This is a genomic window from Isosphaeraceae bacterium EP7 (genome assembly GCA_038400315.1).
In the GTDB taxonomy this organism is placed as follows: domain Bacteria; phylum Planctomycetota; class Planctomycetia; order Isosphaerales; family Isosphaeraceae; genus EP7.
This window is the reverse complement of record CP151667.1, coordinates 2,631,022-2,646,481: the sequence shown is the minus strand read 5'-3', so window position 1 is coordinate 2,646,481 and position 15,460 is coordinate 2,631,022. Positions and strand designations below refer to the sequence as shown.

Below are 15,460 nucleotides of genomic sequence, written 5' to 3'. Positions count from 1 at the left end.
GCCCCGACGACGATTGCCCCGGGGAAGTCACCCGACTCAGTCCGCCCCCAACTTCTCCCCCGGGCGGACGACCGCCAACCCCTTGCCCTTGCCCTCTTCGTCCCGAGGCTCAACAACCTCGTAGGTCGTGTTGGTGACCAGGTGCTCGAACGTGCTGACGACCCCCGAAGGCCAGCGGATCGTGACCCGGTCGACCTCGTCGACGATGCCCAGACCGATCAGGAGGCGAGGATCGTTGGCCGATTCCAGGCTGTGGCCGCTCTTGCGCTGGCGTGTGATGGTCCTCTCGCCGGCGTGGACCTCGACGCGGGCACCGATCGCGTCGCGATTGCTCCGTGTCCCAACCAGCTTCAGGCGGATCCATCTGTAATCGCCCGGGGTGTCGTTGCGAAGGACCGCGGGGGCGGCGTCGCGGTGATTGACGACGATGTCGATATCGCCGTCGTCGTCAAGGTCGCCGAAGGCCGCGCCTCGGCCGGCGTGCCGCGCGTCGAAGTACGGCCCCACGCCGAGCGTGGCGCGTTCGAACCTTCGCCCGGCGCCGGGGGCGGTCCCGGCGGGGACGTTCCGGTGCAGCATCGGCGGCTCGAGGTAGGTGAGCATCGGCGCGAGCAGCGCGCGGTTGCTGTCGACGTGGCCGTTGGTGACGAAGACGTCGGGCCAGCCGTCGTTGTCGAAGTCTGCCAGGGCGCAGCCCCACCCGACGTAAGGCTTGCTGTCGGCGACCAGTCCGATCGCCGCCGAGGCGTCGTTGAACATGACCGGCGGAGCTACTCCGCGAACCGGCGGGGTCGCGGGCGACACGGAGAAATTCTGATAATAGGCGGTGTACTCGTACTGGTAGTTGGTCGCGATTAGCTCAGGTCGGCCGTCGCCATCGCAGTCCTCGGCGTCGACTCCCATGCTGGCCTGTGGCCCCCCCTGGGCATCGTACGCGGCGCCCGACGTCTCGGTCACGTCCTCGAACGTGCCGTCCCCCTTGTTCAGGAAAAGGAAATTCGGCCTGAGGTCGTTGACGGCATAGAGGTCGACCCGGCCGTCGCAATTGAGGTCCGCCGCGACGGCGCCAAAGCTGTGACCGTCGGTGCGACCGAGTCCCGCACGGTCGGTCACGTCGGTGAAGGTCGCATCTCCGTTGTTGCGATAGAGGCAATTCTTGGCCCACGGGACTCCGCCGGGAGCGCAATAGATCGGGACCTCATCGGAGCCGCAAGGCCTGGGTGTCTGGAGGAACGCATAGGTCCCATAGTTGGCGACGTAGATGTCCAGGTCGCCGTCGTTGTCGTAGTCGAGCATCGCCCCGCCCATCGACCAGTTCGGGGTTTCGATCCCGGCGGGATGGCTGGCGTCACGGAAGGTCCCGTCGCCATTGTTCAGGTAAAGGGCATTCGGCCCCACGTTGCACAGGAAGAGGTCAGGGTCGCCGTCATTGTCCAGGTCGCCGACGATGATCCCATGGCAGAACCCGGTGAAGTCCAGGCCCGCCTTCGCCGTCACGTCTTCGAACTTGCCGCCACCCAGGTTCCTGTAGAGCTTGTTTGGCCCCGTCTTGGCCGTCCCCAGCGGCAGGAATGTATTTGTGGCGAAATAGAGGTCGAGCCGGCAATCGCCGTCGTAGTCGAGCATCGCCACACCCGAGCCGAAGGCGGTCGGGAAATACCTCTCGGCGGTCGTCCCGGAGGTATGGACGAAGTCGATCCCGCTCCCCTCGAGAATGTTGAGGAACCGGAACGGGCTGAGCATCTTCGGTGTAGTCGCAAACGAATCGGCGAAGCCGATGTAAGCCATTCTCTCGCTCAAGCCAAACGGACGCCCTACCCCGACATGCCGGGGAACTTCTGGCCGCGTTGCCGGGGACGACGCCTCGCTAGGCTCGCCGGGCAGGGTCGCCTCGCAACCGGCCAAGAGCAAGCCGAGGTACGCGATCCCGCCGCCACTTGCGCGGCATAACCACCGCATGGAAGGGACCTTCGGAGTCTGCGTCGCGGCCCGAAGAAGAAAGGTCATCGCGGGGGCGATCCCGAGGTCAGGACGCATGCTTCGTCCGCCCCTGGTCGGCGACAGCCAGGGCCGCGCCGGCTGCGGCGAGGGTGGCGACCAGCAGCCTCGCCATCAGCCGAGGCAGCATTTCGGAGGCAGAGGGCTGGAAGGTCCGCGACATCGGGAAGACGATGGCGCCGACCATCTCGTAGATCGCCGCGCCGAGCACTGCCCCCACGAGGCCACCGACAAGGCCCCTGAGCACCTGGCCTCGGCCCCCCGTGCCCAACCCGAACGCCAGCCCTCCGGCGGCGCCGATCGCCCCCCAGATGCCCGCGTGCATCAACAGCGGTTCGATCAGACTGTCCGGCGCGTAGCGCTCGAACGAGCGGAAGTAGAGAGTCACGAGCGGCAGAGCCGCCCCCGCCCCGGCGAGCGTTCCCGCCGCCAGCCCGCTCAGGGCGGCTCGCCTCGCCGCCCCGCGGTCTCGGCGAGCGATCGCGCCGGCCAGGGCCAGGGCCGAGCCGAGCAGTGCGCCGAAGAGGCCCGAGGACAGAGTCACGTTCCGGATGGTCGCGACGGTCCTCGCGGAGTCGGTGGTGATCCGCGTCGGGATCCCGTTCGCGAGGCGACCCGCGATGGTTCGGGGCGAAAATGTGTTCTCGGCCACCTCACCGATGAGCCAGGAGATGATGCCGACACCCAGGCCAATCCCGAGGGCCGATAAGAGTAGGCCGCGCCCGTGAGGAGGTTCCCCTAGATCTGAGGAGGAGGCCGAGGCCGACTCTAACACGGCCCGCGAGTCGGAAGGGCCAGGAACGGGGGCGGATGTCTGCATGGCTCGATCTCTCGCGATTCTGGCATCCGACGAAGCACGATCCGAGGACTTCCCTCGCTGGCTCGGACGGAGCAGGATTGTCTTGCCGGAATCCGCGGAGCGGGAGTACGTCGCGGTCGAAACGCCTAACACACTCCACAATCGCCCGATCCGCCCCAGGGAGGCCAGTTGGGCCTCCGGGCGGGTCACCGTTTGCGGGCGCCCCCGGGTGTCTTATTGATCATCTCCGGCGACCAGTTCTTCGGCGCGCCTTTTTCCATCATCTTCTTGAATGACGGGTCCTGGAACCTCTTCGTGGCCATAAGCCTCCGGGTCGGGCCCGAGACGGCGGTGTTCGTGTCGGATGGGGGCGGCTCGTCCGAATCGCATCCGGGCAGGAGGCAGGCCAGGGCGATCGCACCGATTCTCGGGAAGAGGTGGCGATTCAAGATATGCTCCGAGGATAGGACGGCCCGCATCGCATCCGGATGCGATGCGGGCCGTCGCACGAGGAAGGACGAGGCCCGCGTCTCAGCGCGGTCGGGTGGTGCGGTCATTAGTCAATAAGCATCGGCGCTGATGATCTCGCCCAGGTTGCGGGACCCGAGCGACCACCAGACCTGTTGATTGACCGTGTCCTTGACGAAGCGGACCGAGCCGTCGCCCATGCCGACGTTGACCCCGCCGGGGTGGTTGCTGGCCGCCGTGATGGCGGCGGCGAATCCTCCCTGCGCGCCGTCGGCGGAAAAGTCGAACAGCCCCCCCTGCTTCCCGGTGCAGGAGAAGCCGTTGGGCGTCATCACGTGGGTGTAGGCGATCGAGGACGTGTCATAACCTTGCGAGATGTGCCACGAGGCCCCGAATCCCGTATCGTCCGAGGGGGGCGTCCCGACCGGAATGCCCTTGCAGGCACCGACGAACTGCTGGAGGTTGGCCGTGTTGCCGTTGTCGAATGTCAACGTCACATCGTTGAGCTGGAACAGGGCCCGCTTCGCGTTCCTCCGGCCGGCGTAGGAGTCGGGCGACGGCCCCGCGCCGAGGCCCGTGAAGTACGAGCCGGAGATCAGGTGCTCGCTGAACATAGCCGTGTTCGTGGAGCCGTCGGTGACCGACGAGAGGGAGCAGATGCCCGCGGTGGCCGGGACTCCGAAGGACCCCTTGGATGGGATGATAAGGCCGCTGCACGAGGCGAACTGCGCCGGGCCGCCGTAGTTCCCGGCGTAATTGGTCTGAGCGTTGGCGCCTGTGTAGCTGACCGCGTGGTTGAGGCTCTCGGAGGGGCAGAGCAGGGACCGGATCACGGTCAGGCCGATTGTCGTGTTCTGGGGCCAGGGCGACCCGGGCGTGAACCCTCCCAGGTCCTGAATCGGGACGTTGAAGTTGATGGCGTTGTACAGCGGCGATTGCTCCAGGTGCGGCAAGATCGCATCGGCCCACGACACATTCCATGCCCAGTCCCGATAGTTGTTCATTGAATAGGCTGGGAAGACCTGATTCGAATCCATATAATTATGCACCGCCAGGCCCATCTGCTTCAGGTTGTTGACGCACTGGGCGCGGCGGGCCGCCTCTCGGGCCGACTGGACGGCGGGGAGTAGCAGGCCGATCAGGATCGCGATGATGGAGATGACGACTAGCAGCTCGATCAGCGTGAAAGCCTTGCGAGAGCGCGCATGAACACACATCGGGCATGCTCCTCCCTTGTTTATAAAGACTAGACTGGTGGATATGAGCGAGACTACCGACCCTGCAAAAGGATAGTGGCGGAGGTGACGGCACACAAGAAGGTTATTTTTCGCCACTGAAAATACCTTGCTCGTCACGGATTTCGGGGATGGTGTCGTCCAAGTGAGTCGGGCCGCGGTTCGGTTATGTTGAGAGCAACGGCGATGACCCGCGGTGATAATGCATGAGAATATCCTCATGCTAATGGCCGGGAGCCCGGCCGAGCCTGTACGGGGGCACAAGACCACCTGCATCACTTGTTCGCAGAGGGATCACGAGCGGGTAGTGGACGACCCCGGTCTGACCTGCCCCCGCGGTCGCTACTATTGACTCCAGCGTAGCTAACGGAACGATTTGGGTAGGCGGATCGGGACTTCTGCGTGCCGGATGAACGACGCCAGCAGCTTCGGACTCCGCTGCAACCTCGTCAACTCCCCGCTCACCGCCGAACGCAACTCCGCCGTGTCCTCGGGCGTGAAGTTCGCCAGCCGTCCGTGCTTGGTATCCTTCCACACCCCCTCGTCGGGGTTCGCCTCGGGCGTGTACGACGGGAAACGCTCCGTCTTCACCGACGGGTGCTCCGCCAGGAATGCCCGCACCGCCTTGCTCCTGTCGTGCACGTTGCCGCGGTCCCACACGATCCGCATCGGCACCGGCAGCTGACGGCGAAGCTCTCGCAAGAACTCCACCATCCGCTCGCCCGTCACGTTGGTGTCATCCGGCGAGAGTTGGCAGTACAGGCCGAGTCGTCGCCTCGCCGGGCCGACCGTGATGCAACTGATCGCCGAGATCCGATCGTGGCGATCCCAGCGTCGGAGGATCGGCGTCTGGCCTCTCGGGGCGAAGGTGCGTCGCACCGTGGGGGCCTGCATGAAGCCCGATTCGTCGAGGAAGACCAGCTGCTCGCCTCGTCGCCGGGCCTTGCGGACGATGTTGGGCAGTTCCTGACCCATTCAGTGGCGGATCGCCTCCTCGTCTCGCTCCTCGGGCTTCCGGCTGGTCCAGCGGAGGCGCCGCTTGAGGATCTTGCGGACGTGCTCGGGGTGGAACGTGATCCTGAACAGTCGCTCGATCAGGTCAGCAACACGTGCGGCGGTCCACAGCTCGGTGCGCCAGCCGTGGTGCACGGCCCCCTTCTTCAGCTCGTCTTCGAGTTGCTCCAACTGGGCGGAGCCGAGGCGGGGCTTGGGCCCGGCGTGGGGCTTGGCGGCGATCGTCTCGATCGACTCCTTGGCGAGTTTCACCCAGGTGTAGACGGAGGATCGGCCGCACCCGAGGAAGTGGGCGACGTCGTCGGGCGATTCGCCCTGGGCGACGAGCTCGACGGCCCGGATGCGGCGACGTTGGAGCTCTTCTGCGGTGCCGATGGGTCTCATGATTACTGATACGAATGGCAAAGCCTATCGGTTCAGTTGGCTAGGCTGGAGTCAATAAGAGCGGTGAATCAGTAGGAGCGGGTGAAGGCTTCGCCGGTGGCGGGGCGGAAGGCGCCGAAAATGTATCCCTTGCCGCGACGTCCGTAGTCGGCCTCCTGCCGGGCGCGTCCGGCAGGATGGCGGCTGCCCTCGGGTTGTCGTCGCGGGCTTGGTTTGCAGGAGGTTCCGTCCCGGGAAGCTTTTGGCGCTCTCGGGGCCCATCTCGTCGAGGCTGGCGACCGCCGAATCCGCCGGAGGCTCGCAGTAGAGTCGGTCGATGGCCCCCTTTTTCCCGCGAACTCGGGGTCCACCCGCTCGCCGAACCAGGTCTCCTGCTTGCGCCATCGCAGCCCCTCGGCCGCGAGGAGTTCATCGATCCGACTCCGGTTGATCGGGATGCCCTTCCGCTCGTCGAGGTAGACTTCCAAGCGGTCGAGCGTCCAGCAGCCGAAGGGCAGGCCCAGCCCCTGCGGGTCGGAGAGTGCCGCCGCCACGACCTCGGCAATCTGATCGGAGGTGTGGGTCGGTGGCCGCCCCGTGCGGGGCAGATCGCCGAGGCCCTCGAGCCCTCGGTCGTTGAAGCGATGCAGCCAGAGGTAGTTCTGATTGCGACTGAGGCCAACCTGCTCCGCGATTCGGCCGGGGTGTTCTCCGGCGGCCAGACCCTCGATGACCTGAGCCCGCTGGGCCAGGCGGGCCTCGTCGGTGCGGGATCGCGCGAGCCGGTGGATTTCCCCGAGTTCCTCGTCGGTCAAATCACGCAACTGAGCCTTGGCAGTCATGAGGAATCTCCTGCGGAGTTAACCCCATTCTCTGTCGGGACACTTGCCGGATGAACCACTAAGAGCCTCGGCAAGCCGGTAACGGCCGTCGATGGCGAGCTGGCCGAACTCGACAACATATTCGCGACCTGCCTCTGGCCCCATGCCGTTCTTGATGACAGCAAGCCACTTTGCAAGAATCGGCAGAGAGAGATCAAGGTTACCCCGTCACGGCCCGGGGAGGGCCGAACCCTTGAGCTACCCACCCAGTCGGCCCTCCCGCGGAATGATGTGCTGGCGGCGGATGGCGGCGATCGCGCTGCTGACGATCGGTGGCGGCGATGCCAGTCGCGCTGGCGACGCACCGGTCGGGTCCCCACCGGCTGGCCCGGCCCGGCGCGTCGCGCAGGGCCTCTTGGCCCTGTTTACGTTCGAGCGACCGACCGACAACCTCATTCGCGACCTCTCCGGATTTGGGGAGCCGCTCGACTTGAAGATCGAGGAGCCCCGGGGCATCGCGTTCCGCGGCGGCCGCATGCTGGTGACCTCATCGACCCGAATCTCGTCAGCCCGGCCGGCCCGGAAGATCGTGGCCGCCGTCAAGCAATCGGGCGGGCTGTCGATCGAAGCCTGGGTCAAGCCCCAGGATACGAGCCAGGCCGGGCCCGCCCGCATCGTGACGCTCTCCGCCGACACGGGTCAGCGTGACTTCACGATGGCGCAGGATGGGCCACGCTACGACGTGCGGCTGCGCTCGACCTCCACGGACGGAAACGGACTCCCATCGATCTCCAGCCCGGACGGGTCGTTGCGGACCGAGCTCACTCATGTCGTCTACACCCGCGATCGCGACGGCGGGGCGTGGATCTACATCAATGGGACCGCGGCCGTCGCTCGGACGGTCGGCGGCAAGGTCGAGAACTGGAGCGACGAATATCGCCTGTCGCTGCTCAACGAGCTGACCGACGATCGCCCCTGGCTGGGCGAGCTGCACCTCGCCGCGGTCTATGGCCGCGCATTGACGGGCGGAGAGGTCGCTCAGAACTTCGCCGCGGGCGTCGCGACGGCTGCCGACTACGCGGCCCTGCTTCCCCCCGCCGCCCAGCGGCGGGTGGACTTCGTCAAGGACGTTCAGCCGCTGTTGCGCAGACACTGCTTCGAGTGCCACGCCAAGGGGAACGAGGAAGGGGGAGTCAATCTTGGCATCCGTCGGCGTGTGCTCGAAGGGGGAGACAATGGGCCGGTGCTGCTCCCCGGCGACGGCGCAAAGAGCCGGCTGATCCACATGGTCGCGGCGATCGAGCCCGATGAGGTCATGCCGCCCGACGGTCCCCGGCTGAGCCCCGCGGAAGTGGGCCTTTTGCGCGCATGGATCGACCAGGGGGCCCATTGGCCGGATGGGGCCGACGTGCTCGACCCTCGGGCCGAGCGGGCGAAGGATCACTGGGCGTTCCGGCCGCTCGCTCCGACTCCCGTGCCCGTGGTCTCCGATGCGAGGTGGTGCCGGACGCCGATCGACCGGTTCGTCCTCGCCAGGCTCGAGTCCGCGGGTATCCGGCCCCTGCCGCAGGCCGATCCACGGCAACTGATCCGCCGCGCGACGTTCGACCTCGTCGGGCTGCCCCCGACTCCGGACGAGGTCCGCGACTTCATTTCCGCCGCCGGGCGCGATCCAGACGGCGCCCTGGCCGCGCTCGTCGACCGGCTCCTCGCGAGCCCCCACTATGGCGAGCGCTGGGGACGGCACTGGCTGGACGTGGCACGGTACGCCGACAGCGACGGCCAGGAGAGCGATCGCGACCGGCCCCTGGCGTATCGCTATCGCGATTTCGTCGTCCGCGCCTTCAATGACGATCTCCCGTACGACCGGTTCGTTCGCTGGCAGCTCGCCGGGGACGAGTACGAGCCGCAGGACGCGGAGGCGGTGGCCGCGACGGGGTTCCTGGTCGCCGGTCCGTTCGCCGAGCTCCCGGAGAAGCTGATGGAGGAGGAGCGCACGCGCGAGCGATATAACGAGCTGGACGATATGCTGGCCACGACCGGGACGGGGCTCCTGGGGCTGACGCTCGGCTGTGCTCGCTGCCACGACCACAAATACGACGCGATCCCCGCGCGCGATTATTATCGGATGATGAGCGCGTTCCACGGTGGCAGGCGGGGCGAGGTGCGGGTCGGCCCGGACAAGGTGCTCGGCTATCGCGACCTCGGCCCCGAACCGCAGCCGACGTGGCTGTTCCATCGCGGCGACTTCCACGATCGCAGCCAGGCCGTGCAGCTCGGGTTCATCTCCGTCCTGACGAACGGCAAGACACCGGAGGCGTACTGGAAGGCGGCCCGCGAGGCCGGCCCCGCGAAGGGGGGCACGAACCAACGCCGGGCCCTCGCGGATTGGATCACCGACGTCGAGCACGGCGGCGGGGCGTTGCTGGCCCGCGTCATCGTCAACCGGGTCTGGCAGCATCATTTCGGTCAGGGGCTCGTGCGCACCGTCGGCGACTTCGGCGTCCGTTCGGACCCGCCGACCCATCCCGAGCTGCTCGAATGGCTGGCCAATGACCTCGTCGCGCACGGTTGGCGGATCAAGCGACTGCAACGCCTGATCCTGCTAAGCGCCGTCTATCAGCTGGACGGATCGGCCGGGGCGGCGCCCCCGGTCGATCCGGGCAACCGGCTGCTCTGGAAGATGCCGCTCCGGCGCCTCGAAGGCGAGGCCCTCCGCGATTCCATGCTGTCCGTGAGCGGGACCCTGAATCTCGCCCTATACGGTCCCGCAGAAAAGCCCCCGATCGCCGCCGAGGCGATGCTCGCGAGGAACGTCCAGGACCCGTATCCCGGAAAGATCGAGGACGGCCCGGCGGTTCGTCGCCGATCGGTCTACCTGTTTCACAAGCGGGTCGTCCCGTATCCGCTCCTGCAGGCGTTCGACAAGCCCGACGCTCAGCAGAGCTGCGGCCGACGCGACACGACGACCGTCGCGCCCCAGGCGCTGGCCTTGCTGAACGACCAGTTCGTGCGGAAGGTCTCGACGGAATTCGCTGACCGCCTATTGAAGGACGCCGGGAGCGATCCCGATCGGTGGGTCGAACGGGGCTTTCAACTCGCCCTGGCTCGTTCGCCGAGCAAGTCGGAGCATGAAGCCTGCCGCGCATTCGTGGAATCGCAGCGGGCGGAGCGGCAGAAACGCTCTACCGAGGCTTCGGCGGGCGAGATCCGGAGGCAGGCACTGGCCGATCTCTGTCAGGCACTCTTCAGCCTTAACGAATTCCTGTACATCGATTGAATGGGCGGCCCCGGGGCGAGGAGCATCGGCGAACATGCAAGACGCACATTGCGGCCGTATCGAGCCGATTACCAACCGGCGACACTTTCTCCAGCGAGCCGGCGCCGGGTTCGGCAGCATCGCGCTGGCCCACCTGCTGGCCGGCGAGGGCCTCCTCGCCTCCGAACCAGACGCCGCCAACCCGCTCTCACCGAGACCCGGGCATTTTCCCGCGAAGGCGCGGTCAGTCATCTGGCTCTTCATGGAAGGGGCTCCCAGCGCCGTCGATCTCTTCGACCCCAAACCCGAGCTCACCAGAGGCCATGGCAAGAAGATCGCGATCGACGTGTTCAACGGCGACCCCGGCCCGCTGATGAAGTCTCCCTTCCAGTTCAAGCAGCACGGCCAGAGCGGTGCCTGGGTCTGCGAGAAGTACCCGAACGTCGCGAAACACGTGGACGACTTCGCCTTTATCAAGTCGCTCCACAGCGAGTCGAACGACCACGTCCCCGCCCTTTATCAGATCAACACGGGGATCGCACGCCCCGGTTTCCCGGCGGCCGGGGCCTGGGTTACGTACGGCCTGGGGAGCGAGAACCAGGACCTACCCGGCTACGTCGTGCTCGGGAACAATCAGGGGATCAAGGGCGGCCCGCTCAACTGGCACGCCGGCTTCCTCCCCTCGTCCTACCAGGGCACGCTCTTCCGCCCCGAGGGGAACCCCATCCTGAACCTCAAGCGACCGGAGGACGTGACGCGCGAGGACCAGCGCCGGCAGCTCGACCTGCTCGCGCGGATCAACGCCGAGCACCTCGAGGCCCACCCCGGTGAGTCCGACCTGCTGGGACGGATCCAGTCGTTCGAGCTGGCCTACCGGATGCAGTCGGAAGGGCTCCGCCTGATCGACTTCGCGGAGGAATCAACGGCGACTCGGAGACTCTATGGACTCGATCGAAAGGAGACCAAATCGTATGGCTCGAAGTGCCTCCTGGCGCGACGTTTGATCGAGCGCGGAGTGAGGTTCGTCCAGGTCTACAGCGATGGCGAGTGGGACGCCCACGCCGACCTCGCGAGCAATCACACGGGTCATTGCCTGGCGACCGATATGCCGATCGACGGACTGCTCACCGACCTGAAGCAACGCGGGCTGATGGAATCGACTCTCGTCATCTGGGGAGGCGAATTCGGCCGCATGCCCGTCTCGCAGGGAAAGGACGGACGCGACCACAACCCGCAAGGCTTCCTCGCCTGGATGGCCGGCGCCGGCGTCAAGGGGGGCGCGAGCCACGGCGAGACGGATGAGATCGGCTACCGCGCCGCCGTTGACCCGGCGACCGTGCACGACCTACATGCGACCATGCTGCACCTGCTGGGCATCGACCACAAACGGCTTACGTTCCTCCACAACGGCCGCCCCTACCGCCTGACCGACGTGGCCGGCTATGTGCTGACGAAGATCCTCGCGTGAAACCCCGTGAGACCGGCATCCTGGACCGATGGGGCGCCACCCCGGGATCTGCCGGCCGGACTTCGGCGATCAGCATCGGGACGCGCTCGGTGAAAAGAGCACGAGCTGTCCTGAGGAGGGGTACGAGCTTGGCGTCGCGGCATGCGGCCTCGACCGTTGATCTGCGGACGCTGATGAGAAAGGTGGAAGCGTGTCTGGCCCACCTGAAGAATTGACATGCCCCTGACGTGCCCGCGATTTCCTGGACCATCGCACTCGAGAATCCGGATACGATGAGGCCTCGAGTCTTAGGAGCTCAGGCCCATGAAGCAGTCGAAGTTCACCGTCGAGCAGATCACCTTCGCCCTGCGCCAGGCCGAGTCCGGGTTGGGGGTCGAGGAGACCTGCCGCAAGCTGGGCGTCAGCCAGGCCACCTTCTTCCGCTGGAAGGCCAAGTACGGCGAGCTGGGGACCCCCGAGGTGCGGCGGCTCCGCCTGTTCGAGGAGGAGAACCAGAAGCTCAAGCAGCTGGTCGCTGGACTTCCCTACGAAAGACGAGCGCCGGGTTAGGAGCGTAAGCTCGAACCCAGGAGTCCACCGATGGCGAAGATACGACGAACCTTCACACCCGAGTTCAAGGCCCAGGCCGTCAAGCTCGTCACCGAGGGGGGCAAGAGCCTGGCCGAGGTCGCCCGCGACCTCGACCTCGGCGAGAGCATGCTCCGGGCCTGGAAGCAGGCCCTGACCAGGGGCGGCGACCAGGCCTTCCCCGGCAAGGGCAACCCGCCCGCCCTGGAGGAGGAATTGCGTCGCCTCCGCGCCGAGGTCAAGCGGTTGACCATGGAGCGCGACGTGTTGAAAAAAGCGACGGCCTTCTTCGCCAGGGAGTCGTCATGAGGTACGACTTCGTCGAACGCCACCGGGGACGATGGCCGGTCCGGCTGATGTGCCGGGTCCTGCGCATCTCCCCCGGCGGCGACTACGACTGGCGGGGGAGGCCGCAGAGCAGCCGGGCGGCCGGGCACGACGCCCTGGTCGTCGCCATCAAGGCCATCCACGTCGAGACGAAGGCCCGCTACGGCAGCGCGCGGGTTCACGCCGAGTTGGTGGCTCGCGGGAATTCCTGCTGCGTGAATACCGTGGCCAGGCTGGTGCGCCGGGAAGGGGTCGTGGCCAAGACCAGGCGGAAGTTCCGCGTCACGACCGACTCGAAACACGGCCGCCCCGTGGCCGAGAACGTCTTGGATCGTCAGTTCCGACCCGAGGCCCCGAATCAAGCCTGGACGGCCGACATCACCTATGTGGCGACCGGCGAGGGCTGGCAGTACCTGGCGGCCGTGGAGGCCCCCCACTCGCGGCGGGTCGCGGGCTGGTCGATGGGCCCGCGGATCGACAGCCATCTGGTGGTCGAAGCCCTGGAGATGGCCCTGGCCGGCCGCCGACCCAGCGAGGCGCTGGTGGCCCACTCGGACCGTGGCAGCCAGTACGCCGGCGAGCACTATCAGGGCCTGCTGGCCGGCCAGGGGATCACCTGCAGCATGAGCCGGCGGGGGAACTGCTGGGATAGCGCGCCGATGGAGTCGTTCTTCGCGAGCCTGAAGAAGGAGCTGATCTGGGGCGAGACCTTCGCCACGAGGGAGGAAGCCCGCGCAAGCATCTTCGAGTCCATCGAGGTCTTCTTCAACAGGATCCGGCGCCATTCATCGCTCGGATACAGGTCACCCGCCTAAGAGGCTAGCCAGAAGTTCTCGGAGAGGATGCGCGCGGTTTGGCGTCGTTGTTTGCCGGTCATGGTCATCAGGTGATCGACGGCACGCTCCAGCGAGACGTCCAGCTCGGGCGTCGGCTCGTTGGCCAGGATCTGCCCCTTGATCTCGCGCCACAGGCCCTCCATCGGGTTGAGCTCCGGGCACGCCGTCGGCAGGAACCGTAGCTCGATGGAGAACTGCTTGGCCAGGGCCCGCGACCGCCTGGCCGTGTGCGGCGAGCCCCGGTCCAGGAACAGCACGATCCGCCAGCCGCGCCAGGTCGGGCGGAAGTGCCGCAGATGGCTCTGGAAACTGTCCTGGTTCCATTGCCCGGCGCGGTCCAGGCGGAGCGTGCCGCGGCCCACGGCGATGGCGCCGAAGAGGACGCGGCGGTCGCGGTTGCCGGTGATCGGCACCTCGGCCTGCTGGCCAGCCCTGGCCCAGGCGGCCCGCAGCGGCGGAGTCTCGGTGAGGATGGTCGCGTCGGAGAAGAGGACGACGGTGCGCGTGCGTCCGGGCAGCCCGCGCCTCAGCCCCCTTTGGCCTGCCGCCAGGTGGGCGATCGGCGCGAGAGGACGAAGCGGGGCCGCTTCCAGCGATAGCCCAGCCCGTGCAAGGCCCGCCGCATGGTGGTGCCGCTGGCCTGCTGGCCTGAGGCCCGGTTCAGGTGGGCCAGCAGCAGGGGCACGGTCCAGTTGGTGTGGCGATAGCCGGCCGCGCGGGGATCCGTCCCCAGGGCGGCCTCGGCCAACTCTTCGGCGGCCCGCCTGGCGGCCGGCGGCCTGCCGGCGCGCGGGCGATCGCCCAGCGACGGGCTTGGATCTCGCTCCTTGGCGAACCGGCCGGCCCAGTTGTAGACGGTCGATCGGCTGACGCCGAGCCGAGCGGCGGCTGGCCGGAATCGAGGTCCAGCAGGGCCAGGGCGCGGTGGATGACGCGGCGGTCGTCGGAGTGACGGGCCAGGCCGCGCAGGTGCTCGCGCTCGGCCGGCTGGAGTGTGATCAGGGCCATGGTCGCGAGTCCTCTGTAGGGCTATCGCAACCATAGGTCAACTCCGGGGAGTCGTCCAATCACTACTGGTGACCTACTTAGTGGTTCATCCGGCAGGTGATTTGCAGGTGGATGGAGGTATCTCCCAGGAGACCTCGCCATGGCCGCCCGCGTCCTTCTCCGCCCGATGACGTCCGAGGAGCAGCAGGCCATCGCCGAGTTGCTCCACTCGCGCACCGCCCCGGTCCGCCTGGTCGAGCGAGCCCGCATCGTCCAGGAGGCCGCCTACGGCCGATCGGCCCCCACCATCGCTGCGGCCCTCGGCTGCTCGCGGCCGACCGTCTATGCTTGGATCCGTCGCTTCAGCGAGCTGGGCATGGCCGGCCTCCAGGAGCGGCCCCGCGCCGGCCGACCGCCGACCTATACCGTCGACCAGCGGGCCGAGGTCCTGGCCGTCGCGCTGACCGCCCCCCAGGACCTGGGCCTGCCCTTCGGCTGCTGGACGCTCGACCGCCTGGAGGCCTACCTCAACGAGCAGAAGGACATCGCCATCAAGCGGAGTCGGATCGACGAGATCCTCGCGGAGGAGGGCCTCCGCTGGCGCAAGCAGGAGACGTGGTTCGGCGAGCGGGTGGACCCCGAATTCGCCGAAAAAAGGGGGCCATCGAGCGACTCTACCGCGAGCCTCCGGCGGATTCGGCGGTCGTCTGCCTCGACGAAATGGGGCCGGAGAGCGCCAAAAGCTTCCCGGGACAGAACCCCCTGCGAACCAAGCCCGAGACGACGGCCGAGGGCAGCCGCCAGCCCGCCGGCCGCGCTCGGCAGGAGGCCGACTACGGCCGCCGCGGCAAGGGTTACGTCTTCGGCGCCTTCCGACCCGCCACTGGCGAAGCCTTCACCCGCCCCTACGACAGCCGCTCGACCCGCAACTGGGTCGAGTTCCTCGGCCAGGTCGAGGCGTGGGTCCCGGCGGACGCCGAACGGGTCTACGCCATCCTCGACAACCTGAGCGCCCACCGCGCCACCGACGTGCTGCTGTTCAGCCTGGCCCATCCCCGCTGGGAGTTCGTCTTCCAGCCAGTCTCCGCGGCGTACCTGAACCTGATCGAGCCGTGGTGGAAGGTGCTGAGAAGCCTGGCGTTGAAGGGCCGCCGGTTCGAGACTTGGGAGGAGATCTGCCAGGCGGTCGAACGAGCGACAGCGTACTGGAACGCGCATCGTCACCCCTTCGTCTGGGGCCGTCGTCGTCGCCATCAACCACGCCGAACGCCGGGAATCGCCGCCGTACCGGGTGTCAGGACACTTGCCGGATGAGCCA

Annotated in this window: 13 protein-coding genes and 1 pseudogene; 6 read left to right on the top strand and 8 right to left on the bottom strand. The window is 67.2% G+C overall.

Going from position 1 to position 15,460, the window contains the following annotated elements; genetic code table 11:
• Positions 1-36 precede the first annotated feature (36 nt).
• The 6 genes from EP7_RS10020 to EP7_RS09995 all read right to left on the bottom strand — a co-directional run bounded on the left by EP7_RS10020 (position 37) and on the right by EP7_RS09995 (position 6,719).
• A complete protein-coding gene (locus EP7_RS10020; RefSeq protein WP_463527719.1) occupies positions 37-1,788 on the bottom strand; it encodes a CRTAC1 family protein in 1,752 nt (583 codons plus the stop codon).
• A 238-nt stretch (positions 1,789-2,026) separates the two neighbouring features.
• Complete coding sequence (locus EP7_RS10015) at positions 2,027-2,542, bottom strand: hypothetical protein (RefSeq protein WP_463527718.1); 516 nt, start codon at positions 2,540-2,542, stop codon at positions 2,027-2,029.
• Positions 2,543-3,357: 815 nt separating this feature from the next.
• Positions 3,358-4,482: a DUF1559 domain-containing protein gene (locus EP7_RS10010; protein ID WP_463527717.1), complete on the bottom strand. Its 1,125-nt coding sequence runs from the start codon at positions 4,480-4,482 to the stop codon at positions 3,358-3,360.
• A 381-nt stretch (positions 4,483-4,863) separates the two neighbouring features.
• The gene (locus EP7_RS10005) at positions 4,864-5,475 is read right to left on the bottom strand and encodes a transposase (RefSeq protein ID WP_463527716.1); all 612 of its coding nucleotides are present in this window, start codon (positions 5,473-5,475) and stop codon (positions 4,864-4,866) included.
• Positions 5,476-5,898 (bottom strand): winged helix-turn-helix domain-containing protein, encoded by a 423-nt coding sequence (locus tag EP7_RS10000; RefSeq protein WP_463527715.1) that lies wholly within the window; start codon positions 5,896-5,898, stop codon positions 5,476-5,478.
• 68 nt (positions 5,899-5,966) lie between these two features.
• Positions 5,967-6,719, bottom strand: coding sequence for a helix-turn-helix domain-containing protein (locus EP7_RS09995; RefSeq protein ID WP_463527714.1), 753 nt, complete (start codon positions 6,717-6,719; stop codon positions 5,967-5,969).
• A 232-nt stretch (positions 6,720-6,951) separates the two neighbouring features.
• Here EP7_RS09995 and EP7_RS09990 point away from each other — a divergent pair, with 232 nt between their 5' ends.
• The 4 genes from EP7_RS09990 (at position 6,952) to EP7_RS09975 (ending at position 13,134) form a co-directional block, all read left to right on the top strand.
• Positions 6,952-9,978, top strand: a complete 3,027-nt coding sequence (locus EP7_RS09990) for a DUF1553 domain-containing protein (protein WP_463527713.1) — start codon at positions 6,952-6,954, stop codon at positions 9,976-9,978.
• Between the two features lie 34 nt (positions 9,979-10,012).
• Positions 10,013-11,425: a DUF1501 domain-containing protein gene (locus tag EP7_RS09985; protein ID WP_463527712.1), complete on the top strand. Its 1,413-nt coding sequence runs from the start codon at positions 10,013-10,015 to the stop codon at positions 11,423-11,425.
• Positions 11,426-11,728: 303 nt separating this feature from the next.
• Positions 11,729-11,974: a transposase gene (locus EP7_RS09980; protein WP_463527711.1), complete on the top strand. Its 246-nt coding sequence runs from the start codon at positions 11,729-11,731 to the stop codon at positions 11,972-11,974.
• A 30-nt stretch (positions 11,975-12,004) separates the two neighbouring features.
• Positions 12,005-13,134 (top strand): IS3 family transposase gene (locus tag EP7_RS09975; RefSeq protein WP_463527710.1). Its coding sequence is split into 2 segments (ribosomal slippage): positions 12,005-12,272 and positions 12,272-13,134, totalling 1,131 coding nucleotides; the frame shifts between segments, so codons are not numbered across the junction.
• Here EP7_RS09975 and EP7_RS09970 read toward each other — a convergent pair.
• Positions 13,131-13,673, bottom strand: coding sequence for a transposase (locus EP7_RS09970; RefSeq protein WP_463528399.1), 543 nt, complete (start codon positions 13,671-13,673; stop codon positions 13,131-13,133). The two genes, EP7_RS09975 and EP7_RS09970, sit on opposite strands and share 4 nt — an antisense overlap.
• 8 nt (positions 13,674-13,681) lie before the next feature.
• Complete coding sequence (locus tag EP7_RS09965) at positions 13,682-14,197, bottom strand: helix-turn-helix domain-containing protein (RefSeq protein WP_463527709.1); 516 nt, start codon at positions 14,195-14,197, stop codon at positions 13,682-13,684.
• Between the two features lie 105 nt (positions 14,198-14,302).
• On the opposite strand from EP7_RS09965, the pseudogene EP7_RS09960 reads away from it, so the two are divergent.
• Both EP7_RS09960 and EP7_RS09955 read left to right on the top strand, forming a co-directional pair.
• A pseudogene (locus EP7_RS09960) lies at positions 14,303-14,710 on the top strand (helix-turn-helix domain-containing protein); the annotation flags it as partial.
• Between the two features lie 74 nt (positions 14,711-14,784).
• Positions 14,785-15,456, top strand: a complete 672-nt coding sequence (locus EP7_RS09955) for an IS630 family transposase (protein ID WP_463528381.1) — start codon at positions 14,785-14,787, stop codon at positions 15,454-15,456.
• The last annotated feature ends 4 nt before the right edge of the window (positions 15,457-15,460 follow it).